General features: G+C 71.1%; 21 protein-coding genes. 6 read left to right on the top strand and 15 right to left on the bottom strand.

The features are described 5' to 3' along the window. Positions 1 to 2: 2 nt before the first annotated feature. The 5 genes from ACGFWI_RS25585 to ACGFWI_RS25605 form a co-directional block, all read right to left on the bottom strand. Positions 3 to 587 (bottom strand): sigma-70 family RNA polymerase sigma factor, encoded by a 585-nt coding sequence (locus tag ACGFWI_RS25585; RefSeq protein ID WP_393908358.1) that lies wholly within the window; start codon positions 585 to 587, stop codon positions 3 to 5. Between the two features lie 145 nt (positions 588 to 732). Next, positions 733 to 1,512, bottom strand: coding sequence for a LamG domain-containing protein (locus tag ACGFWI_RS25590; protein WP_393908359.1), 780 nt, complete (start codon positions 1,510 to 1,512; stop codon positions 733 to 735). Positions 1,513 to 1,954: 442 nt separating this feature from the next. Then, positions 1,955 to 2,968, bottom strand: coding sequence for a hypothetical protein (locus ACGFWI_RS25595; RefSeq protein ID WP_393908360.1), 1,014 nt, complete (start codon positions 2,966 to 2,968; stop codon positions 1,955 to 1,957). Continuing rightward, entirely contained in the window at positions 2,965 to 3,342 is a 378-nt protein-coding gene (locus ACGFWI_RS25600) for a PadR family transcriptional regulator (RefSeq protein WP_393908472.1), read from the bottom strand. The genes ACGFWI_RS25595 and ACGFWI_RS25600 overlap by 4 nt, the downstream gene beginning before the upstream one ends. Before the next feature lie 1,374 nt (positions 3,343 to 4,716). Then, the gene (locus ACGFWI_RS25605) at positions 4,717 to 5,910 is read right to left on the bottom strand and encodes an FAD-dependent monooxygenase (protein ID WP_393908361.1); all 1,194 of its coding nucleotides are present in this window, start codon (positions 5,908 to 5,910) and stop codon (positions 4,717 to 4,719) included. Between the two features lie 105 nt (positions 5,911 to 6,015). On the opposite strand from ACGFWI_RS25605, the gene ACGFWI_RS25610 reads away from it, so the two are divergent. The 4 genes from ACGFWI_RS25610 (at position 6,016) to ACGFWI_RS25625 (ending at position 9,397) form a co-directional block, all read left to right on the top strand. After that, on the top strand, positions 6,016 to 6,636 hold the full coding sequence (locus tag ACGFWI_RS25610; protein WP_393908362.1) for a PadR family transcriptional regulator: 621 nt from the start codon (positions 6,016 to 6,018) through the stop codon (positions 6,634 to 6,636). Between the two features lie 720 nt (positions 6,637 to 7,356). Further along, positions 7,357 to 8,559, top strand: coding sequence for a hypothetical protein (locus ACGFWI_RS25615; RefSeq protein WP_393908363.1), 1,203 nt, complete (start codon positions 7,357 to 7,359; stop codon positions 8,557 to 8,559). A gap of 103 nt (positions 8,560 to 8,662) precedes the next feature. After that, entirely contained in the window at positions 8,663 to 8,863 is a 201-nt protein-coding gene (locus ACGFWI_RS25620) for a WYL domain-containing protein (RefSeq protein WP_393908473.1), read from the top strand. Between the two features lie 87 nt (positions 8,864 to 8,950). Next, positions 8,951 to 9,397 (top strand): nuclear transport factor 2 family protein, encoded by a 447-nt coding sequence (locus ACGFWI_RS25625; protein WP_393908364.1) that lies wholly within the window; start codon positions 8,951 to 8,953, stop codon positions 9,395 to 9,397. A 211-nt stretch (positions 9,398 to 9,608) separates the two neighbouring features. Here the strand turns inward: ACGFWI_RS25625 and ACGFWI_RS25630 are convergent, their stop codons facing one another. Further along, on the bottom strand, positions 9,609 to 9,953 hold the full coding sequence (locus ACGFWI_RS25630) for a hypothetical protein (protein ID WP_393908474.1): 345 nt from the start codon (positions 9,951 to 9,953) through the stop codon (positions 9,609 to 9,611). A 989-nt stretch (positions 9,954 to 10,942) separates the two neighbouring features. On the opposite strand from ACGFWI_RS25630, the gene ACGFWI_RS25635 reads away from it, so the two are divergent. Together ACGFWI_RS25635 and ACGFWI_RS25640 are read left to right on the top strand one after the other, a co-directional pair. Then, positions 10,943 to 11,173 carry a hypothetical protein gene (locus tag ACGFWI_RS25635; RefSeq protein ID WP_393908365.1) on the top strand — a complete coding sequence of 77 codons (231 nt, stop codon included), beginning with the start codon at positions 10,943 to 10,945 and terminating at the stop codon, positions 11,171 to 11,173. 1,118 nt (positions 11,174 to 12,291) lie between these two features. Beyond that, positions 12,292 to 12,795 carry a hypothetical protein gene (locus ACGFWI_RS25640; RefSeq protein ID WP_393908366.1) on the top strand — a complete coding sequence of 168 codons (504 nt, stop codon included), beginning with the start codon at positions 12,292 to 12,294 and terminating at the stop codon, positions 12,793 to 12,795. Positions 12,796 to 13,084: 289 nt separating this feature from the next. Here the strand turns inward: ACGFWI_RS25640 and ACGFWI_RS25645 are convergent, their stop codons facing one another. The 9 genes from ACGFWI_RS25645 to ACGFWI_RS25685 all read right to left on the bottom strand — a co-directional run bounded on the left by ACGFWI_RS25645 (position 13,085) and on the right by ACGFWI_RS25685 (position 22,279). Further along, positions 13,085 to 14,701, bottom strand: a complete 1,617-nt coding sequence (locus tag ACGFWI_RS25645) for a protein kinase (RefSeq protein ID WP_393908367.1) — start codon at positions 14,699 to 14,701, stop codon at positions 13,085 to 13,087. Positions 14,702 to 14,879: 178 nt separating this feature from the next. Beyond that, entirely contained in the window at positions 14,880 to 15,107 is a 228-nt protein-coding gene (locus tag ACGFWI_RS25650) for a ferredoxin (protein ID WP_393908368.1), read from the bottom strand. Between the two features lie 4 nt (positions 15,108 to 15,111). Continuing rightward, positions 15,112 to 16,401: a cytochrome P450 gene (locus tag ACGFWI_RS25655; protein WP_393908369.1), complete on the bottom strand. Its 1,290-nt coding sequence runs from the start codon at positions 16,399 to 16,401 to the stop codon at positions 15,112 to 15,114. Positions 16,402 to 16,597: 196 nt separating this feature from the next. Next, positions 16,598 to 17,395 (bottom strand): ABC transporter permease, encoded by a 798-nt coding sequence (locus ACGFWI_RS25660; protein ID WP_393908370.1) that lies wholly within the window; start codon positions 17,393 to 17,395, stop codon positions 16,598 to 16,600. Continuing rightward, complete coding sequence (locus ACGFWI_RS25665; RefSeq protein ID WP_393908371.1) at positions 17,392 to 18,384, bottom strand: ATP-binding cassette domain-containing protein; 993 nt, start codon at positions 18,382 to 18,384, stop codon at positions 17,392 to 17,394. The genes ACGFWI_RS25660 and ACGFWI_RS25665 overlap by 4 nt, the downstream gene beginning before the upstream one ends. Before the next feature lie 51 nt (positions 18,385 to 18,435). Further along, on the bottom strand, positions 18,436 to 19,272 hold the full coding sequence (locus ACGFWI_RS25670) for a DUF4097 domain-containing protein (protein WP_393908372.1): 837 nt from the start codon (positions 19,270 to 19,272) through the stop codon (positions 18,436 to 18,438). 160 nt (positions 19,273 to 19,432) lie between these two features. After that, positions 19,433 to 19,969, bottom strand: a complete 537-nt coding sequence (locus ACGFWI_RS25675; RefSeq protein WP_393908373.1) for a hypothetical protein — start codon at positions 19,967 to 19,969, stop codon at positions 19,433 to 19,435. A gap of 298 nt (positions 19,970 to 20,267) precedes the next feature. Continuing rightward, positions 20,268 to 20,795, bottom strand: coding sequence for a DUF5994 family protein (locus tag ACGFWI_RS25680; RefSeq protein ID WP_393908374.1), 528 nt, complete (start codon positions 20,793 to 20,795; stop codon positions 20,268 to 20,270). Between the two features lie 179 nt (positions 20,796 to 20,974). Then, a complete protein-coding gene (locus ACGFWI_RS25685; RefSeq protein WP_393908375.1) occupies positions 20,975 to 22,279 on the bottom strand; it encodes a glycosyltransferase 87 family protein in 1,305 nt (434 codons plus the stop codon). Positions 22,280 to 22,282 lie beyond the last annotated feature (3 nt).

Consider the following 22,282-nt stretch of genomic DNA (forward strand, 5'->3'; position numbering starts at 1 on the left):
TCTCATCCGGCGGCCCGGTCATGGCCGCCCGCGTGCAGCCCACGGCTGTGCAGCGCCTCCCGCAGGGCGCGGGCGGCGTAGTACGTCCGCGACTTGACCGTGCCCGGCGGCACGCCGAGGACCCTGGCCGTCTGGTTGACGCTGCGCCCCAGGTAGTGCACGTGCAGCAGGACCTCACGCTGCGGCGGCCGCAGGTCCCCCAACGCCTCGATGAGCACCTGGGAAGTGAGGATGTGGTCCACGTCGTCGGACACCGGAAGGTGGGCGAGTTCCGGGTCGCCGGCCTCCGGTGGTCTGGCCTGGCGGGCCCGGTGACCGTCGATGACGAGGTTGCGCAGCACGGTGAACAGCCACGGCCGCACCGAGTCCGCGGTCGGGTCGAGCTCCCCGGCGTGGCGCCAGGCGCGTATCGCGACTTCCTGGAGGACGTCCTCGGCGCGGTGCCAGTCGCCCCCCAGTCGCCGCGCGGCGAACTGCAGCAACGCGCTGCCGTGAAACTGGTACAGGGCTCTGAGGAACTCGTCGGGGCGGAGTTCCGCGGTGCGGGGGCGGGATATGCGGTCTTCGGTCGAAGCACTGGCCGACAAAGGCCTTTTCCTCTCCGGTCGTCTGTGAAGAAGACGGATTCCGACGGCCGCGGGGAAGCCGGCGGGCGCCGCCGCGAGCGGACGTCCGCTCCGTGCGGCGTGCCCGCCGGCCTGCGGCGGCGGTGAACCCGCCCCGGTACCGCCGTCAGTCCGGTTCGCGGGAGGAAAGCGACCTCACCTCACGGGAAGTCAATTCCCGGTCGTAGAGGTGCACATCGGCGACACCGCCCTTCCAGTGGTCGGCCGCCTTCCCGTCGAACTTGCCGCGTCCGATCACCACAGAGCCGGTGGGCCGCACCTTGCTGGCGGCCTCTCTGCTTCCCGCAAGCCGGCCGTCCACGTAGATCCGCATCCGGTGGTCCTGCTGGCTGTACGTGCCGGTGAGGTGGTACCAGCGGCCGGCCTGCGGCTTCTCGGCCTTCTCCGCGACGGTACGGGCACCGGTGAAACTGAACGCGAAGTTCTCGTCCTGGCCGGAGTACTGGAGGAAGAACGTGCTGCTCCGGTCGCCGTCCTGGGACAGGACGGTGTGGAAGCCGCTCATGTCCTCGGGGGTGAGCCGCACCCGTGCGGCGACCGAGTAGTCCTTGCCGGCGGTGTCGAGCCGGGAACCGGTGTCCGCGTATCCGCTGGTGCCGTTCAGCCGCAGGGCGCCGCCCTCGGGGCCGTCGGTCCACTGCCCGCCGTCACTGACGACGGCGTCGTGCTCACCCGCCTTCGCGGTGCCGGACCGGTGCAGGGGCCACCACCCGACACCGCACAGCGACCCGGCGTCGGCACCCGGGCTCGGCGAGGCCGATGTCCCCCCGGCCTGCTCCTTCCCGGACTTCCCGGCCCCCTGGCCGCGCACCAACTGGGCGACGACGAAGGCCAGCGCAACGGTCAGTACAGCGATCGTGGTGATGAGCGACCATCTGCGGGTCATGAAACTCCCCGGGACGTACGGCATACAGGTGTCACTGGTGACCACGTGTCCGTTCCGGAAGTGGTTCAACGTGCCCCCGAAGTCTGACAGGCCGTCGAGTCAGCAGGCGTGGGCGCCCCTGAATGTGCCGCCCTGCGCCGGAACATGCGGCGACACCACGGTATGAGCAGTTCAGCGCGGTTCGTTGGGATGCTCCGGCGACGCGGGTCCGTCGTCCGGCGACCGTTCCGGGGTGTTCGGGAGCGGGGTTCCGACCGCCGGCTGAGGCGCTGCCGGACACCGTCGGCCGGGTTGGCGCCAGGAAGACGGCGAACTCACCGGCGTCCGGTCCGTCGAACGGAATATCCGCCACGATGGAGCCGGAGGGGTCACGCCCGCGGGACAGGTTGAAGACGATGCCGTTCGGGAGCGTTACCCGGATCTCCTCGGCATCGAGTCCGGTTCAGCTGGTCCCGAACCGTGCGGTCAGGCTGCGGGTGCCGGTTGCGCTCAGGGTTGCCGCCAGCAGGGCGATGACGCCTACCTGCACGGCGGAGGCGGGGACGAGCGCGCCGGGGGCGTGGGCTTGGACCAGGAACGTGAGGGTGAGGGTCCGCTGCACGAGGACGGCAAGGCCGAGCGTGGCCAGTGCGAGGGGCAGTGCGGGGTCCGCCACGTGCTGCGGTGCCCGGCGCCGGGCGACCAGCCAGACGGCGGCTGCGGCGAGGAATGCCGAACCGTCGGCCCATCCCGTGACCGCAACCCCAGGCCACACCACGGTCGACGCGCCCATGAGGACGCAGGTGCCCATGAGGGCCGGCCCGGGTGAGGCCAGCGGCAGCCGGGCGGGCGGGGCGTCGCGGTGAAAGCCGCAGCACAAGGTGATGACGGTCAGCCAGGCGAACGCCGCAGTCGAGAGCGAGAGGGCGCCCACGTTGCCCGGCCGGCCGCCCGCGTGCTGCATGACTGACGCCAGGTCAGGAAGGGCCGCGAGGACGGCGAAGACGAAGGCGGTGCGCCTGTGGTCACGCAGCAGCGCCAGGTAGACCACCGTCCAGGCCGGCGGGAGCAGCCACAACGCCGCCTCGTACAGCCCCGGTGCAACGCCATGGCCGGTGAAGCCACCCAGGAACAACTCCCGGTACTGGGCGGGGGCGCCTTTGACCCAGGTGAGGAAGAGGGCCCGTTCGGTCAGTGCCGAGGCCGCATGCAGCAACACGCTCAGCAGCGCGAAGAGGCGCACCACCGCGCCGAGCGTGGCGTAGCGGGCCGGGGCGCCGGCGGCACCCATCCGGGTACGGACGGCGAGGGCGGCGATGCTGGCCACCTCGCCCCAGGCGGGGCGCAGCTCGTCCTGATCCTGCTCGTCGATCCCGTGCAGGTAGGTCTCCACCATCTCCTCCTCCCGCTCCGTGCGGTAGTAGGAGGGCAGCAGGCGCAGGGCGGTGCGGTAGCGCTGTTCGAGCACAGTCGTCATACGGTGCCTCCGGCGATGCCCGGGCGACGCACTGAGCGGTTCGCGGTGGCCGGCCTGGTGGTCGTGGGCCGGTGGGCGGCCATCCGCTGGGTCGCAGCGCGTGCCCCGGCCGCCATCCGCTCCGCCTCGGCGGACAGGGCTGCCCCACCGGCGTCGGTGAGGCGGTAGTACTTGCGCAGTCGGCCCTGTTGCACCTCCTCGCGGTCCAGCTCGATGTGCCCGTCGGCCGCCAGCCGGTCCAGCACCCCGTACAACGTGCCGATCCGGAGCTGCACATGCCCTTCGGACAGCTCGTCGACCACCTGCACGATCCCGTAACCGTGCCGTGGTTCGTCGACCAGTGCGGTGAGGACGAAGAACGCCGCTTGCGTCATACCTCTGGCAGTCATGCGCTCACTATATCCTGCCTTCCGATATATAGGGGAGGGGTGGAGTGTCGTCGCCGACCGGGCATGAGTCTTGGGGTCGGCACCGGGAGCGCGGCGTCCAGCGCGACCGCCCGACTCGACGATCGAACGAGGAATGGGCGCGGCTGGAGCCGTACTTGCCGAAGAACGTTGGGCGGAGCGGGCGTTGGACCGAGCGGGCGTTGGACGGAACGGGCGTTGGACGGAACGGGCGTTGGACGAATCACCGCCGGGTCATCGACGGGATGCTCTTCCGGCAGCGGATCGGGGACCCCTGGCCGGTCGGTGCACCGGAGCCGGCGGGCGGCCGGGGGCATGGCGTCACACTGGAGGGCGTTCCTGCGGGGCCCTCAGCGGTCGCGTCAGTGGGCGGCACCGAGCAGGCACGATGACCGCCAACCCGAACGCGGCGAACCATGCTCCAACCCGGCGGGGTGCCGCGCTCACACGGTCGTCGGCAGCAGCGCCCGCCACAGCGTCGTCACCCGAAGACATCTCGGACCTCGTCGGTCGCGGTTCCCTTTCTGCCCTGGGTTCCCTGCTTTGCATCCGACTGGCCTTCCTTCGTGGTCTTGTCGACATCTGGGTCATGCCTTTGTCGAAGCCTCGGGCCGCGCCACCCACGCCGCCGGCCGCACCACCGGTGACGGCGGTGATCGCGGTCTGCCGGAAGTCCATGGGCTTACCCTGCCAGTAAGCATCCAGGGCATCGCCGCGCCGGCTCCACCGGCCGCACCGCCGACCACTCCGCTGACGAAGTCGCCACCGCCCAGAGGTTGGGTGATCAGGAGGTGGCGCCGCTGCCGAAGGAGAGGTGTGGGCTGACGTCGGAGCGCAGTTGGCAGAGCCCGTTGCGTATTCGCTGAGGAATTCGCTGTCGCCGACGTTGAATAGGCGGGAAGGACTCCGCCAGACGGACGTCTCGGCCTTGCGCCTGGGCCGGGCCGCCGTGCCCGCAACCGCCCGTTGGTGAGTCGTCTCCGCACACGGCACGGTAGTGGCGGGGCACTCGGTCCAGGGCCTCATGGCGGGACGGGCCACCCACCGCTTCCACGGGGCGCCAACTCCCGCCCGGCCAGGCAGGAACCCTCCGCTCCGTGGCTCAGATCCGTCCAGTCTCATTCACCTACGTCCCGCACTGCCCACAAGCCCCGCCCCGTCCCGCTCCTGCCGCTTCACAGGCCTGAACCTTCCCCGCACGCACCCACTGGGACACCGATGGGGCAGCGGACTGAGGTCCACAGCATCGCGACGAGTAGACGCTCCGGTGCGGGCCGGCGATAACACCCCTGCAGGCGCCCGTTCCTGGCTCTCGTCAGGCCATGACGCTCACCGTCACATTCACCCGGCGCTGACCTTCTCCTCCCAGTCAATCCGATGGAAGTGGAGCGGGCGGAACATGTCCTCAGGGGAGGGGAAGGCCGGCCCGGGGGCGTCGTCCTTGCCGGCTTTGACCTTGTTGACGGCTGCGGCGTTGCGGCCGATCGCTTCCACGCGCGGGCGGCGCAGGGCCTCGTAGGCGGCGAACGCCTCGCCGGGCGTGGGCAGATCGCGCAGGCAGCGGGCCAGTTCGACCGCGCTCTCGATGGCGAGCGAGGCCCCCTGCCCGGAGCTGGAGGACGGGGCGTGCACCGAGTCTCCGACCAGCACCATCCGGCCGCGGTACCAGTGCGGTACGGACGGCATGCGCTCCATCTGGCCGACCACCATCAGCTCGTCGGGGCCGGTGTGCTGCAGCAGCCGCTCGCCCGGTACATGTCCGGTGTACAGGTCACGCAGCCGGCTCAGCCACTCGGTGGCGGGCACGCGCGCCAGGTCGGCCGGGCTCGGCGGGGTGTCCGTGGGCAGTCCGGCGAACCAGATCAGCCGCCCGTCCGGGCCCCGCCAGTAGCCCATGAAGGCGCGGCCGAACGCGAAGTACATGGTGCCCGGTTCACATCCGGCCGCACTGCCCACTGCCGCGTAGCCGCCGAAGCTCAGTACGCCGCCGTACTCGGGGACGGGTGAGTGCGGATCGATCACGGTGCGGACGGTGGAACGGATGCCGTCGGCGCCGATCAGTATGTCGGCGGACGCGGAGGTCTTGTCGGCGAAGTGGGCGGTCACGCCGTCGGGCGTCTCCTCGGCAGCGACCAGCCGCTTGCCGTACGCGAACCGGACGCCCGCGGCGACCGCACTGTCGGTGAGCGCCCGGAACAGTTGGTCGCGCGGCAGCGTCAGCGTGGCGGGCAGTTCGGGGAAACCGCCGAAGCCCGCGAGGTGATTGCCGGCGCCGTCCGCCATCACCACTCCGGGCACCGGCTGTCCGGCGGCCTTCACTGCCGCGTCGGCACCGACCGTCGCCAGCGCCGCCTGACCGTTCGGCGCCAGACCCAGCCAGGCCCCCACGCCGTCCGCCGCGGTGGGGTACGCCTCGTAGACCGTCGCCGTGATGCCCGCCTTGCGCAGTGCAAGTGCCGTCACCGGGCCCGCCACACCGCCCCCGATGACCAGTGCCGTCCGTACGCCGGAGCCGCGGCCGTCGTTGTCGCTCATAACCCCTCCCATGGGTCATGCGGATGCGCCGTTTGAGCGCTGACTCTATAGTTGCAAAACAACTAGTCTCCATGCAACTAATTTCCCCAAGACTACGATGCCGGTATGTCCGCCTCCGTAAAGAGTTCGCCGCTCGGCCTGACCGTGCTGACGCTGCTGCACCACCGGCCGCTGCACCCCTACGGCATCCAGCGACTGCTCAAGCAGTGGGGCAAGGAGCAGGTCGTCAACGTCGGCCAACGGGCCGGGCTGTACCGCACCATCGAGCGGCTGCAGGCCGGCGGGCTGATCGCTGTCCGGCAGACCGAGCGCGACCAGCAGTACCCCGAGCGGACCGTCTATGAGGTCACCGACGAGGGCCGGGCGGCCACCCGCGAGTGGCTGGAGCAGATGCTGGCGGTACCCAAGTCGGAGTTCCCGCTGTTCCCGGCAGCGCTCTCGAACATGCTGATGCTCGACCCGGACGAGGTGGCGCCGATCCTGGAACGGCGGGCGGCGCGACTCGCCGCCCAGCGCGCAGGCCTGGAGCGCCAGTCCGCCGAAGCCCCGACCGGGCTGCCGCGCATCACACTGATCGAGAACGAGTACCTGCTCGCCGTGCTCGACGCCGAGGAGCGCTGGCTGCACGGCGTGATCGACGATCTGCGGGACGGCAGCCTGACCTGGTCCCAGGAGATGCTCGCGCGGTTCCAGGAGGCGTCCGAATCGGGTGCGGCTGCGACCTGACGGGGCCGGAGCCACCAAGCGCCCTGATGCCCAGGCTCAGAGCGCGGCCGGGGTCGATTCCCGTCAACCGCTCCATGGGCTCAGGTCCAGCTCAGGGGTACACGGCCTCCGGCCTCCGAACTGGCCCCCCTGCCCAGGGAGAACCGCCCGTAAGCAGTCCCGTCGTCCCCGCCGTCCCCTCCCTGCTGTTCGGCTGCGTCCACAACGCAGGGGTGTACTGCAACGGTTGTTAGTGAGGCGTTACCGGTGCGCTAGCGATCTCCGTGAGAGTCATGTGCATCCAAGGGCGTTGGTTGAGGGCCGCTGAGGCTTTCAGCTCTCTGCGCCGCCCATCGATCGGGGGAGCACGACATGCAGAACATGACACCGGACAACGACGGTCACGCCGGGCAGGGTGCGAAGACAGAAAAGGGGCGGGGGCTGCGGGGTCCGCTCCTGACGGTAGGGGTGACCGTTGACAACCCCGTGAGCGGCAGCGGGGCAGCGCAAAGGGTTGCCTTCTCCTTTTCGAAGTTGACCATCGCCTAGTTCGCTGCGGAGTGCCGGGCCGGAGCGCTTCCCATGGCTTCGGAGAATAATGCGCCCGCGACGCTCCGTTGATAATTCTCCTTCTCGGGGTCGAAGCGGAACCTCGGCATCCGCCTTCCCGTCTTTCTGGACGTCCCACTTCTCTGGCCGTCCCTCACACCAGAACTTCGAACGAATGCGATGGGTATCGTGATGCGTGAATTCAGCCGACGGGGCATATTTGGACTCGGGGTAGGAGCGGCGGCCGCGCTGTCCGTCGCCGGCTGCTCAACCTCCGGGTCGTCGGCCTCCGGCAAGGTCGGAACCAATCCCGGAAAGACGGCGAAGAGCAAGCCGATAGGCGACGGCTCAACCGCGTACACCGGAAAGCAGCCCAACCAGCCGCCCGCACCGGAGAAGCTGAAGCCGGGCCAGAAGCCACCGCAGTTCGTCGTCTTCTCCTGGGACGGAGCAGGCGAAGTGGGCAACGGCCTCTTCCCGCGGTTCCGCAAGCTCGCCAAGGACCACAACGCCTCGATGACCTTCTTCCTTTCCGGGCTGTATCTGCTGCCCGAATCGAAGAAGCGCCTGTACCGCCCGCCGAACAACCCCGTCGGCGCCTCCGATATCCCCTACCTCACCGATGCCCACATCAAAGAGACGCTGAAGAACGTGCGCGCCGCGTGGCTGGAGGGCCACGAGATAGGCACCCACTTCAACGGCCACTTCTGCGGAACCGGCAGCGGCTCGGTCGCCCACTGGACCCCCGCCCAGTGGGACTCCGAGATAGAGCAGGCCATGGACTTCGTCACCAAGTGGCGGACGAACACCGGATTCACCGACCTCGAACCGCTGCCGTTCGACTACAGCAAGGAACTCGTCGGCGCCCGTACGCCGTGCCTGCTCGGCCAGGACAACCTGCTGCCCACGGCGCGCAAGCGCGGCTGGCGGTACGACGCCAGCTCCCCCGGCGGCCTCCAGGCCTGGCCCACCAAGAAGCAGGGCATCTGGGACTTCCCGCTCCAGTCGATACCGTTCGCCGGCCTGACCTCCGGAGTCCTCTCGATGGACTACAACATGTTGTACAACCAGTCGAAGAACTCCACCAAGGGGCCGCCGGCCAACTACCCGGGCTGGCGCAAGCAGGCCACCGACTCCTATGTCGCCGGCTTCCAGCGGGCGTACGAGACGAACCGCGCCCCCTTGTTCGTCGGCAACCACTTCGAGCAGTGGAACGGCGGCATCTACATGGACGCCGTCGAGGAGGCGATCAAGCACATCGCCGACGACAAACACAAGGACGTCCGGATGGTCTCCTTCCGCCAGCTCTGCGACTGGCTCGACGCCCAGGACCCCCAGGTCCTCGCCGGCCTGCGCGCACTCGGGGTCGGGCAACAGTTCACCGGACGCGGCTGACGGCACCGGGAGGGGCAAAGATCCCCGCCCGCAGCGGACAGCAGCGGTCAAGCACCGTACCCACGGACCACACCAACCCCCGCCCCTGCCCCTGCCCCTGCCCCTGCAGGCCGAACAAGCAGAGCGGTGGTACCTGATCGCACGGTGCAGGCTGCGGGATGCCGTCCGCGGTTTCCGGCTCGGCCGGGTCCCACAGGCATGCCGGCTCGACGAGATCGTGCCGCCGCGGCCGTTCGGCCTCGCGGAACCGGTTGCCCTCGGCCGTGGGAAAGCCGTGCTGAGCGGGGTCGTCAGGGCCGGTTGATCACCGACGGGACGGTGTCGCGGGAGCGTCGGAGGGCAGTGTCCACAGTAAGTGGAGGCCAACCGGCCCCGGTGGAAAGGCATCCGCATGACCATGCACGTCCCGGCGACCGATCTGACCCGCGAGGACGCCCGCACCCTGTTCGACCGGTGGACGGCGCTCTGGAACGGCGAACTGGCGCTTGCCGCGCAGATCCTCGCCCCCGGATTCCGCATCCACTTCGGAGGCGTCCCCTCCGCCGACACCGACACCGACACCGACACCGACACCGATGCCTTCCGCGGGCCCGACGAATTCGCCCTCTTCCTCGCCGCGTTCCGGGACCGCTTCCCCGCTCCCGGCCTGCGCTACGCCGTCGACGGCACCCCCGTCGTGGAGAGCGGGACCGGATACGTCGTCGCCCGGTGGACTGTCGATGTTCCGGACGTCGAGGGGGCCGTGGTCACCAGGAGCGGCATCGACGTGCTCGCCCTCGGCGGCGGTCGTGTTGCCGAGGTGTGGTCGATCACGGGCGCCCGCCGCTTTGCGCCGTGACCGACCGCCTGAAGCCCGGCCGGGCCGTCGAGCGCCTCCGTCCGACAGCGGCTCGTTTCCCCGCCGTGTCCCGTGCGCGGAACCGGATGCGGGGGCAGTGGATTGCGCCGGCACGTTCGGTGGCGGGTGGGCAAGTGAAGTGAAGTGATCCGGGTTCCGTGCCTGCCGAACCGTCGCTGTTGCTTCGCGGGCCGGGACTGGGGCAACTCGGTCAGAGGCGGCGCATCCGTGCGGCTATGCCGTGCCCGGCCAGCAGATAGATCACGGCCGGGAGGCCATAATTGAGGAAGACGCGAAGGCCTTCGGTATCCATCGTGAAGATGTCCTGTGACCACCAGGCCAGCAAGTCCGCCATACCCTGCACAAACCCGACGAATACATTGGCCCGATTGGCTTCGAGCAGGTAGAGCAGGATCCACAGGCCCAGGAAAACGGCGGCGATGTCGGCGATCGTGTGAATGATCAGGGCTGTCCGCCTTGCGGCGGAGCCGTCCCGGTTGCGCTCATAGCGGCGTGGGCCGCCCTGGGAAGGGTCGTATGGCTGGTTTCCCGGCATGGGTTCGGTGTTGCTCACTGGATTCCCAATCTGACGCGTACGAGGCCTTGACGGCAAGGGTCGACACGGCCAGGCATTTCCGTTTCCTCCCCCCGGGGGCGTTACCGCCATGGCCGCATACGGGTCGCTCGGCGCGCCCGCATGCAGTTCTGCGCCGGAAGGGTGGTGTTGCGTTACCCGGCCGCCGCAATACATCCAATTTGGGCTCCGCCGATAATCCCGCGATTCGTTCGGCCTGGTGTGCGGCGGTTGATCATCCGCGGCGGAGATGCCCGAGCTGCCGCTGTCCCGCTGGAGAACGGTGCCGTCCCGCTGCCCTCGCCTTCGGCGTCGATGGTGCCATCCGGCGCAGCCGCAGTCGGCGGCTCGTAGCCGCGCGGACGGGGTCGTCGGCGAGGTGAACGAAGGTGCGGGCGGCGGCGCTTGGGGCATCGCTCGCCGGCGCAGGAGGGCCACGGTGCGGGCGTGGGCGCCGACAGGACTGCGGGGGGGGCGAAATCGTCGTGAACGGCGCAACCCGAAAGGGAGCCCCTCCGAACATGGCACATCAGGTGAACCCGAAATACCGCGACACATTCCCATGGAGTTGAGGCCCGGCAACTCTGCGCATTCTCCACACAGGAAGGGCACACTCTCCTTGGCAACTCGCATTTTGCCGGACGTACGCCGCCTTCAGGGGTTGATATGCCCTTCGGGTGGCCACGTCGGCCCCCTCCACAAGCCCCGGCTGTCGAAAGGTACGTGAAGGAGTTGTCACCATCCGGTCGAAAATCCCGCTTGCCGACATGCCGCGATACCCAAACGTCTGCGGAAATTTCCGACGGATCGGGGTGGCTGCGCTGCCGTAGACATGGTTTGATCCGCGTCAATCGGAAGTTTCGCATCCACTTCCGGGTGTCGGACGGCCATCAATCCGGTGGGATCAACTTGTCGCCGGGCCGCTCGATACGGCTCAGAAATCGCCAAAAAACGAAAGGGAAGGGCCCGTCATGCGTAAGGACGCCATGCCCCAGAACGACACCCTCGAGATCGCCGACAGCGACCTGGAGAACATCTCCGGCGGAATTCTCGGCACCGAGAACCTCACGAGCGGTGCAGCGTCCGCGCTGCCCGGCCTGCCCGCCCTGCCCTCTCTGGGCGGCTCGGTTGCGGGTGGCCTGAGCGCCCAGGCCGGCCCCGTCTCCGGCCACGCAGGCTTCTCCGGCGGCCTCGGCGCCTGAGCCAGTACGCACCAGGGACCACCTGGTCTGCATCACCCGCCCTACCGGGGTCCATCCACCTTCCGGTAGGGCTGCCATGGGCCCCGGCGCTGCTGTTCCGGGGCCCATGACCTTTCACCCGTTGTCCGCCTCGGCACGGCACCTTTCACCTGCTGCCCGCCCTGCGCCTCGGCGCCCTTGCCGCTTCGTACTCTGCCGCGCCTGACCGGGACGCATTCAGCGACACGACAGCTCGTACAGTTCGCACAGTTCGCACAGTTCGCTCAGTTCCGAAGAGCGGCATACCGGGCCAGTACCTCTCCCCCACGCGCCGGCATCCCTGCCTCGTCGGAGCACGTCACCTCACCCGCCACATCAGCTCGTCCGGAGCCGTCTGTGCGTCGCATCGGTCGGTGAGGACGTGGGCGGGCTCGGGGGCCGAGCCCGAGCCGCGCGGGTACCCGCCCTCCCGGGGCTGTGATCACGGCGGAAGTGCCCGCGGCGAGTGGCTGTCCAGCGGGCCATCGAGGGATTCGTCGGCGGATGTCCGGCATATCGAGGGCGACCGGTGAGGAATCTGCACGGAAGCGTCACATGGTCTTCGCGTTGCCCTCGACGGGTGCCGTTAGCGTTACAGCCCGCTCGATCCCGCGTGCGAACTTGATCAAATCGCCGGCGTCCTTGGCGGCGCAGTCAGCACAGAAAGATCGCAGATGGACTACTGCTCGTCGTGCCGCCGAAGTCTCAATGGGGCACTCGTGTGTCCGGGATGTGGAGATTACGCCCCCGACATAGCCCCGCCTGCCCACCGCCGGAACGCTGCGACGACCGCTGCCGCGACGTGGGACGCATGGCGTGCGGAGGAAGCCGCTGCCCTGGAGTTCCCGCAGGGCCCTCAGCATCACGGGGCTCGGCATCACGAGGCTCAGCCGTCCGGCGCCGCGCAGTTCGGCAGCGGTGCGGCTGCAGAGGACGCGTGGGCGGATGCTGCGGACGACGGTTCGTCCGAGGCCGCCGGGGTCGCCGCCGGTACCGGGCAGGGCCGGGCGGCTCGGCGTCGGCAGCTGGCACGGTGGAAGAAGCATCGGCGCCGGGCCGCGGCCGCTACGGCGTTTGCCCTCGTCGGCGGTGGCCTGACCGTGTCACTGCTGCAGAACAAGCCGTCCGCCGGCCATGCGCAAGCGGCCTCGTCGCCCGAGCCGGGAAGCGTGGGCACACCCCGGACGGAGACCGCCGCCTCGTCGTCGGAGCAGCCGGACACCGAGGCTTCACGGCACCCCGACGCCCGCCCGCACAAGACGGCCGTTCGGCCGGACACCGCCGCCGCCACGCCGTCCGCGGCCACAACGCCCCGGCAGCAGCGCTCCGTCGCCCCGGCGCACCACCTCTCGTCCCCGGGCACGACACAGCACAGCAGCACGCCCAGCTCGTCCGGGAAGACGCACACCGGCCACACCGGTGCCGCGGCACCGTCGACGACGAGCGCCCCCGCTCCCAGCGGGCACTCGGGCGGCACGAGCACGTCCCCGGTGGACCCTGCGCCGACCACGTCGACCGCACCGCCGAGCACCCCGACGACGTCGGCGGCCGAGCCGACATCACCGTCGCATGTGTGTCTGCTGGGACTTGTCTGCGTCAACTGACAGCTCCACGGCCGGCCTCGCACGCCGGTGTCCGCCCGCGCCGAGGAATCGCACCGCGCCTCTTCGCCTCTCCTGAAGGGCGCCCGGTCCTCGCACGCCGGGTCGTGGGCCCCTGCTGCCGCTCGATCTCGTCGCGCACGAGGACGCCGCGCCGCGCTTTCCCCGCTCCTCGCGCGGCGCGCGGCAGCCGGGCTCGGTGAAGGCTTCGGCACGGTGCGGGGCACAGGCGAGCAGGGCCGGTACCGGTGCATGCGTCGCGGTCGGACGGTGGCCACCGCAGCAACTCCGTTTACCGGCGCGCGTGCTGGTCTGCTGCCTTTCGTGCCCGTCGGAGGCCGGTGGGCAGGTCCTCCGGAGGCTTCGGCGCGCCGGCACCGGCGGCCCCGGTGTGGGGGTCGGCGAGGTGTCCGGCCGACGGCGGCCGGGTGCGGGACTTGAGTACCTGGGCGCCGATGGCGAGTGTGACGCCCAGGAGCAGGACGTAGAAGACGCCGATCTTGCGGAGGTCGTCGAGGAAGAACCAGACGGAGGCCAGGGCGGTGAACCAGAACGCCACGAGGGCGAATCCGCCGGTGCTTTCGTCCCGGTATCCGGCGGCCAGGCAGAGTGCGGCGACGATGCCCAGGACCAGGCCGATGATGACGTAGTGCGTTTCCCAGCCGACGTTGCCGCGGGCGAGCTCGGACCACGTGGCCACGGCCTCGGCCACCGGGCCCCAGGCCACCGCGCAGGCAAGCCGCGCCGACCAGAGCAGCAGCACCGCTCCGGCGACGGCGGCGACCAGCGCGACCCGGGAGAACTGGCCGGCCTCGACCATGTCGGTCCGGGATATCACCAGGGACAGGAAGCAGCCGAGGAGGGCGACCGCGCCTTCGGCCGTCGGGCGGAACACCACCTTCGCCGGCCTCCGGCGGGTGGGCCGTGGTGCCTCCGGTCCGCTTCCGGCGGGCGCGCGGGAGGCGTCCGGTGCCGGGGCGGAGGCGCCAGCCGCGGGGAAACTGCCCGCCGAAGGGGCGGGCTGCCCGGCGGCGGGGTCGAGCGCGGTGGGGCTGCGGACGGGGGGAGGCGCCGTGGTGGTCCGGGCGGCCTCGTCGAGTGCCTCGTGCATCGCGGACGCATGCGGGAAGCGGTCCTGCCGGCCCTTGTGCAGCGCCCTGACGATCACCGCGTCGACGGCGGGCGGCAGCTCCGGGCGGAGCTGCGAGGGGTGCACCGGTTCCGCGGCCAGATGCTGGTGCATGATCGAGAACGGTGAATCTCCGGTGTACGGGGGACGGCCCGTCAGCAGCTCGTAGAGCAGACAGCCCACGGCGTAGAGGTCCGTGCGGTGGTCGGTCTCACCGCCGTTGATCTGCTCCGGCGCCAGATAGGCGGGGGTGCCGACCGCCACGCCCGTGCCGGTCAGCCGGGTGGCCACCTCGCTGAGCGCCTTGGCGATGCCGAAGTCGACGACCTTGACCTTGCCCGTACCGGTGAGCATCACGTTCGCGGGTTTGATGTCACGGTGCACGATGGCGTGCCGGTGGCTGTGCTCCAGGGCGTCCAGCACCTGGCCGGCGATGTCGACCGCCTGCACCACCGGCAGCGAGCCGTCCTTGAGGACGTGGCTGAGGGTTCGGCCTTCCACGTACTCCATGACCAGATACGGCTCGGCCGCACCGCCGCCGGCGTCCTCACCCACGTCATGAACGGTGGCCACACCGGGGTGGTTGAGCGCGGCGGCGGCGTGCGCCTCCCGCTGGAAGCGCGTGAGGAACTCGGGCTGCAACGCCAGCTCGGCGGAGAGGGTCTTCACGGCGACGGTACGGCGCAACCGGTGGTCGACCGCCCGGTAGACCGTTCCCATCCCGCCGTGCCCGAGCTGCTCCACCAGCTCGTACCGCCGGCCCAAAATCCTGTGCTCCACCGAGTTCCTCCAGGGACCGTCAACGCCAACACGTACGCGGAAAGACGTAGCGGAGAGCGAGCGGGTTCCTCCGGGTGCGGCTGCCACCTGCTCATGGCTGCCGCCGCTCCGTGTCTGCGAGGGCTCCGTGGCTGCGTCCGGCCCGTGGCTGCCGCCGCCCCCGCCGGCCGGGGTCCGGTTACGGCTCCGGTGTGGGCGAGCCGAGGGCCCCTTCCTCGACGAGGGTGAGGGCCCCGGCGGGGCAGAGGCCGGCGGCCAGACGGGCCGCCGCGGTCCGGCCGGACGGCGGCTCGGCGGCGAGGAGCAGGACCAGGCCGTCCTCGGCGTCCTGGTCGAAGACCTCGGGGGCGGTCAGGGCGCACATACCGGCGCCGATGCAGCGGTCGCGGTCGACGGTGACCTTCACCGGACTACTCCTTGTCCCAGGTGACGGGGAGCCGGCGCACCCCGTAGATGTTCATGCCGTCCCGCAGGGGCACTTCCTCGGGCGGGACGGCCAGCCGCAGCGTCGGAAAGCGGGTGAACAGCGCCGGGAAGGCGACCCGCATCTCGACGCGTGCCAACTGCTGGCCCAGGCACTGGTGGATGCCGTGGCCGAACGCCAGATGCCCGGTGGCCCTGCGGTGCAGATCGAGGGTGTCGGGGTCGGGGAACCGTTCCGGGTCGCGGTTGGCGGCCTCGATCGAGAGGGTCACCGTCTCGCCCGCCCGGATCAGTTGGCCGTCCAGCTCGACGTCCTCCAGCGCCGACCGCGCCCCGGTGTGGGCGATGCTCAGATAGCGCAGCAGCTCCTCGACCGCCTGGTCGGCGAGGCCCGGATCGGTACGGAGGGCGGCGAGCTGGTCCGGGTGGCGCAGCAGGGCGAAGGCGCCGTGCGCAAGCATGTTGGCGGTGGTGTCGAGGCCGGCGGCGAGGAGGAAGCCGCCGATCCCGGCGAGTTCGTCCTCGGTGAGGTCGGTGGTCGTGAGGTCGCTGAGCAGGTCGTCGGTGGGTTCGGCGCGCTTGGCCGACACCAGCTCGGCCAGGATGTTCCGCAGCGCGGTCATGGCGGCGACGACATCGTCCTGGGTGGCGCTCTGGGTCATCACCGTCGCCGTATGACGCTGGAAGACCTCTCGGCCGGCGTACGGCACACCGAGGAGTTCGCAGATCAGCAGCGCGGGGATGGGCTTGGCGTACGCCTCCACCAGGTCCACCGTCGGTCCTTGGCGTTCCATGGCGTCCAGGTGCTCGGTGGTGATCTCCTCGATGCGGGCGGTGAGCAGGCGCATCCGGCGGACGGTGAACTTGCCCATGAGCAGCCGTCGGTAGCGGGTGTGCTCGGGCGCGTCGAGCCCGGTGAGGTCACCGACCGGTGCCGGGGGCAGTTCGCCGGTGTAGCCGCCCTCGAACGGGTAGTGCATGAGCTCGTAGCGGGAGCTGAAGCGGGGGTCGGCGTGTATCGCCCGGACCGCGGAGTAGCCGGTGGCCAGCCAGCCCACGTGCCCGTCGGGGAAGCGCATCCGGGTCAGCGGCCGCTGCTTGCGCAGCTCCGCCAGTTCACCGGGCGGGTCGAAGGGACAGCCCGCGGGCCGGGCCGTCGGCAGCTTTACGGGTGCGGAGGGCGGCGCTGCTTTCTGCGCCGCGTTCTCGGGCGCTGGCGGCTCGCCCGGATGCGTGGAGCCGGGAGCGTGAGGAGGCGTGGACGGTTCGGGGTGCATGGGTGTTCCTCCGATGCGGAGTGCGGAGTGCGGGAGGCGAAGGCCTGAGTGGCCGGGCGCAGGGCGCACGTGGCGTGGGACGGCAGGTGGCGGGGCGCGGTGCACGGCGTCGCGTCATGAGCGCGGTAGGCCGTGAAGCCGTGAAGAGGTGGCGCTGTGGCGTATGTGGGCGCGGTGGCTCGTGTGCGGGCGCCGCCTACCGCGTGGCGCCGCGGCGGAAGGCCGACCGTGCCCACAGGTAGCCGGTCAGGCTGAGGCCGACGCCCCACGCCAGGGCGATCACACCGTTGTTGCCGATCTCCGTGCCCAGCAGAAGGCCGCGGAGCGTCTCGTTGAGAGGGGTGAAGGGCTGGTACTCGGCGAACCAGCGCAGCCCGGCCGGCATGGAGTCGGGGGTGACGACGGCGCTGCCGAGGAGGGGCAGGAAGGTGATCGGCATGGGGGCGTTGCTCGCTGACTCCACGGTTTTGGCCACCATGCCCATCGCGGCCGCCAGCCAGGTGAGGGCGAAGGCGAGCAGGGTGAGGAGGCCGAGGGCGGCGAGCCAGGTGACGGGGGTGGCGTCCGGGCGGAAACCCACCGCCAGCGCGACGGCGAGGACCAGGACGAGGCTGACCATGGTCTGCACGACGCTGCCGACCACATGGCCGGTCAGCACGGAGGCGCGGGAGATCGCCATGGTGCGGAAGCGGTTGATGACGCCTTCGGTCATATCGGTGGAGACGGACACGGCCGTCGAGATGGCGCCGGAGGTCACGGCCATCAGGATGATGCCCGGGACGACGTAGTTGACGTACGCGCCGCGGTCGTGCGTCGCGCCCGGCAGGCCGATGCCGCTGCCGAGCGCACCGCCGAAGACATACACGAAGAGCAGCAGCATCACGATCGGCATGGCGACGACCTGCAGCGTCAGGGACGGATAGCGCCGGGCGTGCTTGAGGTTGCGGCGCGTCATCGTCATCGAGTCACGCATCGCGTACGAGAGGGTGCTCATCGGGCGCTCTCCTCAAGGGAGTTGACCGGGGTGCCGGGCTGCGGGGCCCGGCCCGTCAGGGTGAGGAAGACCTCGTCGAGGTCGGGGGTGTGCACGGTGAGCGCCTCGGCCTCGACCGATGCGCGGTCGAGGGCGTCGAGGACGGTGCGCAGGGCCGGGAGGCTGCCGTCGCCGGGGATGTGCAAAGTGAGCGCTTCGTCGTCGCGCGCGGCGGAGGTGAAGAGGGCGGCTGCCGCGGCGAGTTGGTGCGGGCCGGCGAGCCGGAGGCGGATATGGCCGCCGGGGATCTGCCGCTTCAGCTCTTCCGCGGTGCCTTCGGCGACCAGCTTTCCGTGGTCCAGGACGGCGATGCGGTCGGCGAGCTGGTCGGCTTCCTCCAGGTACTGCGTCGTCAGGAAGACGGTGACGCCGTCGTCGGCGACCAGACTGCGGATGATCTCCCACATGGTGCGCCGACTGCGCGGATCGAGTCCGGTGGTCGGCTCGTCGAGGAAGATCAGGCGCGGCTCACCGACCAGGGTCATCGCCAGGTCGAGCTTGCGCCGCATGCCGCCCGAGAAGGTGGCGACGGGCTTGGCGGCCGACTCGGTCAGCTCGAAGCGGTGCAGGAGTTCGGCGGCACGCCGGCGGCCTTCGCTGCGGCCCAGATGGTGCAGGTCCGCCATGAGGAGCAGGTTCTCCCGGGCGTTGAGCAGGTTGTCCACCGCCGAGAACTGGCCGGTGACGCCGATGGCGGCGCGTACGGCGTCGGCCTCGTGGACCAGGTCGTGGCCGGCGACCTGCGCCTGGCCGGCGCTTGCGGGGATGAGGGTGGAGAGGATCTGCACGGTGGTGGTCTTGCCCGCGCCGTTGGGCCCGAGCAGGGCGAAGACCGTGCCCTCGGGGATGCGCAGGTCGATGCCGTCGAGCACGACCTGGTCGCCGTAGGACTTGGTTAACCCGCGGGCGGTGATCGCCGAGGGGCGGGCGGGCGGAGTTTTCATGATCATGACAGTTCCTGGGGTGTGGTGGTGGGCAGGCCGGGAGCGGCCGATGGCCTGTCAGGCGCGGCGGATGACGATGTCGCCGATGCTGGTGTGGGCGCGGACCTCGACGGTCTCGGCGGCATCGCCGGGGCCCTCGGACGGTCCGATGGAGTTGCGCACACTGCCGAGGCCGGTGGCCACTTCGAGCCAGGCGGCGGTGGTTTCACGGATGCCGACCTCCAGGTCGCCGGCCGCGGTCCGGAGTACGACCCGGCCGCGCGCCACGTCGCCGAGCCGGATGGCGCCGTTGGCGGACTTGGCTTCCACTCCGGCGTGTGCGACGCCGACGGAGATCAGGCCGTTGGACGAGTTCGCCCGCAGCGCGCCGGTGACTTCGCCGATCGTGGTCGCGCCGTTGCCGTTCTTGACCAGCGCGGCGCCCGCGATCTCACCGGCCTCGATCCTTCCCGCGGCGATGAGTTCGGCGTCGCCCGTCGCCCGGGCCAGCCGGATGTCGCCGTAGTCGGTCCGCAGGTTCACGGCGTCCGCCTCGTCGACCTGGATGTCGCCGAGCGAGGTCTTGAACCGGCACGCACCGAGACGCCCCGCACAGGTGAAGTCCGCCATGGGCGAGGTGCCCTGGACGTCCGAGCCGACCGGAAGTTCGATGGTCACGTCGAGCGAGCCGCACTTGCCGAAGAGCGAGCGCTTCTTGGGCCCCTTGACCACCAACTTGCCGCCGGAGCAGGTGACTTTGGTCTGCTGCGCGGCCCGCACATCGGCCTCTTCGGTGGCGTCGGCCGGGCGTACCTCGACGACCGTGTCGGTGCGTTTGCCCGCGGTGATCCGAGCGCGTCCGAGGTCGAATTCGAGGGAGACGGAGATCGGTTCGGGAGTCTCAAATGCAGGCATGGCTGTCCCGTCCTCATGACTGTGGTGTGCCTTCCCGCCGGTCGGGCGGGTGAGGTGAGTGGTGGTGTGGTGGCGTGGTCTGCCGGGAGTGGCCGGAGCGGCCGCCCTGGGGGGGGGCGTCACCCGCCCGCGCGGCTCGCGACGCCTGGCCCCGGCCCCGTCAGCGGACCCAGCCGGTGTAACCCTGCTTGCCCCCGTGGCGGTTGCGGCCGGACGGGCGGGAGCTCTCGCCCGGTTCCAGGGCACCGGCGACGGCCCGTACCAGCCAGGCGTTGACCGAGAGGCCCTCGTGTCCCGCGGCGTCCTCGACCCGGGTCTTGAGAGGGGCGGGCAGGCGGAAGTTGATCCGCGCGGTGCCGCCCTCCTCGGCGTCCGCGGGGACGGCGGGCACGGGCGCCCGCCCGCCGCCCGGCGCGCCCTCGGACGCCTCGGCCTCCCCGTACGGCTCCTGGGCCGGCGCGGGCGTCACCACGAACTCGGGGTCGAGCCCGCGCAGCCGTACGTCGACCGAGCCCGGTGCCAGCTCGCGGGTGACCTCGGCCATGGCGGAGGACAGCGCGTTGAGCAGGGTCAGCCGGGCGGCCGACTCCAGGGGTGCGGTGAGTCGTTCGGCCAGGGCGCGGGCTTCGGCGCCGCCCGCGTCCGCGGCGACCGCGAGCTCGTCCCGGAGGTTGTCGACATACGGCGTGAGGTCCATTGCGCCATAGTGGCACCACGATGACGCCAACGCAAGCACTTGTGGTGCCATAGCCGCGAAAGGCGCGCCACTGTGATGCCAAGTGCCGCCATTGCGGCGCCATCCGGCGCCGCCCGCGGTCGGCCGGACGAACGCGGGGCGCCGCGACGGCAGTTGCCCCACCGGCCGCTCCGCCGCCCGCGAGGTGCCCGGATGCGGGGAGCAACACCTACCGGCCGGCCTTCGACACCGCCGTCAAGGAAATCCGCCTCGATGCCCAACGTCCGGCACCTGCACCCGCACCCGGCAGCCCGGAACGTCAGGCCGATCCGCTGGTTTCCCGGCCGGTCCGGGGGCCCTCCACGGGGCCCGGACCCGGTGGACTGCTGCCGGTGTCGATGAGGATCTGTCCGGCCTGGGCGATGTTGTCGGCCCGGACGGCCGCGGTCATGGCGGCGTGTGCCGCCTCGGGCGTGGCCGTCGGCGGGACCACCAGCAGCGAGAAGTAGTCCCGGTCGCCGCGGGTGACGAGGATCGTGTCGTCGCCGACCGGGAAGGAGTCGATGTGCACGATCAGGTCGTCGATGACCAGTCGGGTCGGGAGCGCTTCCCAGGCACCCGCATCCAGGCCGACGCGCTCGATGGGGCCGAGGTACGCGGCCAGCGCGGTGATCAGGCTGGGCAGCTCGGCGGCGATGTCGCGGGACCGCGGCCACCACGCACCGTCGAGAATCCCCTCGCGGGACCGGGTCGTCTCCAGCCTCAACAACGCCATGCCGGGGCGCACCGCCTGGTGGACCGCTTCCGGCAGAAGCTTGGGGAGGTCCGGGACATCGGAGTCGGCCATGGTGTGCTCGCCCGTCTGCGGTTCGGTACGTCCGCTGATCGCCCGCGACGCCGCCGGCGCGGGCCGCCGACCTACGCCGACGTACAAAGCCTCGCTGGCTTCACCGTACTCCGCGGGCCGGGACCCGGCCCCGTCGGCCGGGCGGCGGGCCATACGCCCGCCGGGGTCCTGCCGACGCCTCACGGCATCGGGCTGACGGAGGCCGAGGAGGAGGCGCGTGGGTGACGGGAGGCCGGGGGCCCGCCGCTCGCTTTCCCCGCGGCGGGGAGCAGCAGGGCGACGAGGGTGAGCACGGCGCAGACGGGATAGCCCCAGCCGAGCGCGGCGAGGTACCAGGGGCGGCCGAACTGCCAGATGTCCGGCTGGGCCAGTGCCAGCCAGTGGACGAGGTATCCGGCGAGGGCGAGGGCCCAGGCGGTCAGGGCCGCGGTGCGGCTCCGGGTCCGGTGCGGGGTGTGGGTCAGCCACAGGACGGCCGCGACGGCCCAGACCCAGTGATGGCACCACGAGATGGGGCTGAGCAGGAGGCCGAGCAGCTGGACGGCGAGCAGACAGCCGAGTGGGTCGGTGCGGCGGGCGCAGCGCACCACGGCCGTCAGCGCCAGTAGTGCCGCCGGGACGGCGCAGGCCCACCACGGGGCGGACCAGCCGGCGTCGTGGCCGAGCGTGCGCGACAGCGCCCCGCGCACCGACTGGTTGAGCACCGAGCCGACCGGACCGACCCGTGCGGCGTCACCGACCGCGTGGAGCCAGAAGTCGGCGGCGGGCCGGGGCGCCGCCCACCACCCGGCCGCGACCGTGGCGGCACCCGCCGCGGCCGACCACCACGCCGCCGACCAGCGCCGGTGCACCAGGAAGTAGAGGCCGGTGACGGCCGGGACCAGCTTCACCCCGGCGGCGAGGCCGATGCCCAGCCCCGCCGTGGCCGCCGAGCGCCGCCGGACCGCGAACGCGACGCCCGCCGCCAGCAGCAGGTTGATCTGCCCGAGCGCGAGCGTGACGGCGACCGGCTCGGTCCACAGCAGGGCGGCGCTCCACAGCAGGACGCGCCGGCGGTGCCGCGCGGCGGGCGCGGCCGGATCGGCCATCCGCAGGCAGCAGTGGACCAGGACGCAGAGCGCCAGCATCGAGGCCGCGGTCCAGGCGGCACTCGCCGGCGGCCACGGCACCCAGGAGAGCGGGAGGAAGAGCAGTGCGGCGAAGGGCGGATAGGTGAACGGCAGCGGGAACAGATCGGGGCCGGGCAGGTTCAGACGGAAGGCGTACAGATCGCCGCTGAGCAGGTGCGGGGCCGCGGTCCGGTAGACCCGCAGATCCACCATGCCCAGGCGCAGGCATGCCGGGACCCACGTCAGCAGCAGCATCGCCACGGCGGCGAGGAGCAACACCGTGCCCGGACGGCGGGCCAGGACGTGGCGCGCCGCCTCGATGCGCCGTCGGCCCGGTCGGGTTCCCGGCGGGCCGCCGGCCGGGGCCCGCACCACGGG

Source organism: Streptomyces sp. NPDC048434, from assembly GCF_043200375.1.
In the GTDB taxonomy this organism is placed as follows: Bacteria; Actinomycetota; Actinomycetes; order Streptomycetales; family Streptomycetaceae; genus Streptomyces.

Bases quoted from the DNA above. Each gene is read 5' to 3' on its own strand.
- ACGFWI_RS25590 (WP_393908359.1), bottom strand. From the start codon at position 1,512: ATGACCCGCAGATGGTCGCTCATCACCACGATCGCTGTACTGACCGTT.
- ACGFWI_RS25655 (WP_393908369.1), bottom strand. From the start codon at position 16,401: ATGCACCCCGAACCGTCCACGCCTCCTCACGCTCCCGGCTCCACGCAT.
- ACGFWI_RS25635 (WP_393908365.1), top strand. From the start codon at position 10,943: ATGCGTAAGGACGCCATGCCCCAGAACGACACCCTCGAGATCGCCGAC.
- ACGFWI_RS25605 (WP_393908361.1), bottom strand. From the start codon at position 5,910: ATGAGCGACAACGACGGCCGCGGCTCCGGCGTACGGACGGCACTGGTC.
- ACGFWI_RS25660 (WP_393908370.1), bottom strand. From the start codon at position 17,395: ATGAGCACCCTCTCGTACGCGATGCGTGACTCGATGACGATGACGCGC.
- ACGFWI_RS25610 (WP_393908362.1), top strand. From the start codon at position 6,016: ATGTCCGCCTCCGTAAAGAGTTCGCCGCTCGGCCTGACCGTGCTGACG.
- ACGFWI_RS25625 (WP_393908364.1), top strand. From the start codon at position 8,951: ATGACCATGCACGTCCCGGCGACCGATCTGACCCGCGAGGACGCCCGC.
- ACGFWI_RS25670 (WP_393908372.1), bottom strand. From the start codon at position 19,272: ATGCCTGCATTTGAGACTCCCGAACCGATCTCCGTCTCCCTCGAATTC.
- ACGFWI_RS25600 (WP_393908472.1), bottom strand. From the start codon at position 3,342: ATGACGCAAGCGGCGTTCTTCGTCCTCACCGCACTGGTCGACGAACCA.
- ACGFWI_RS25630 (WP_393908474.1), bottom strand. From the start codon at position 9,953: ATGCCGGGAAACCAGCCATACGACCCTTCCCAGGGCGGCCCACGCCGC.
- ACGFWI_RS25665 (WP_393908371.1), bottom strand. From the start codon at position 18,384: ATGATCATGAAAACTCCGCCCGCCCGCCCCTCGGCGATCACCGCCCGC.
- ACGFWI_RS25675 (WP_393908373.1), bottom strand. From the start codon at position 19,969: ATGGACCTCACGCCGTATGTCGACAACCTCCGGGACGAGCTCGCGGTC.
- ACGFWI_RS25615 (WP_393908363.1), top strand. From the start codon at position 7,357: ATGCGTGAATTCAGCCGACGGGGCATATTTGGACTCGGGGTAGGAGCG.
- ACGFWI_RS25680 (WP_393908374.1), bottom strand. From the start codon at position 20,795: ATGGCCGACTCCGATGTCCCGGACCTCCCCAAGCTTCTGCCGGAAGCG.
- ACGFWI_RS25595 (WP_393908360.1), bottom strand. From the start codon at position 2,968: ATGACGACTGTGCTCGAACAGCGCTACCGCACCGCCCTGCGCCTGCTG.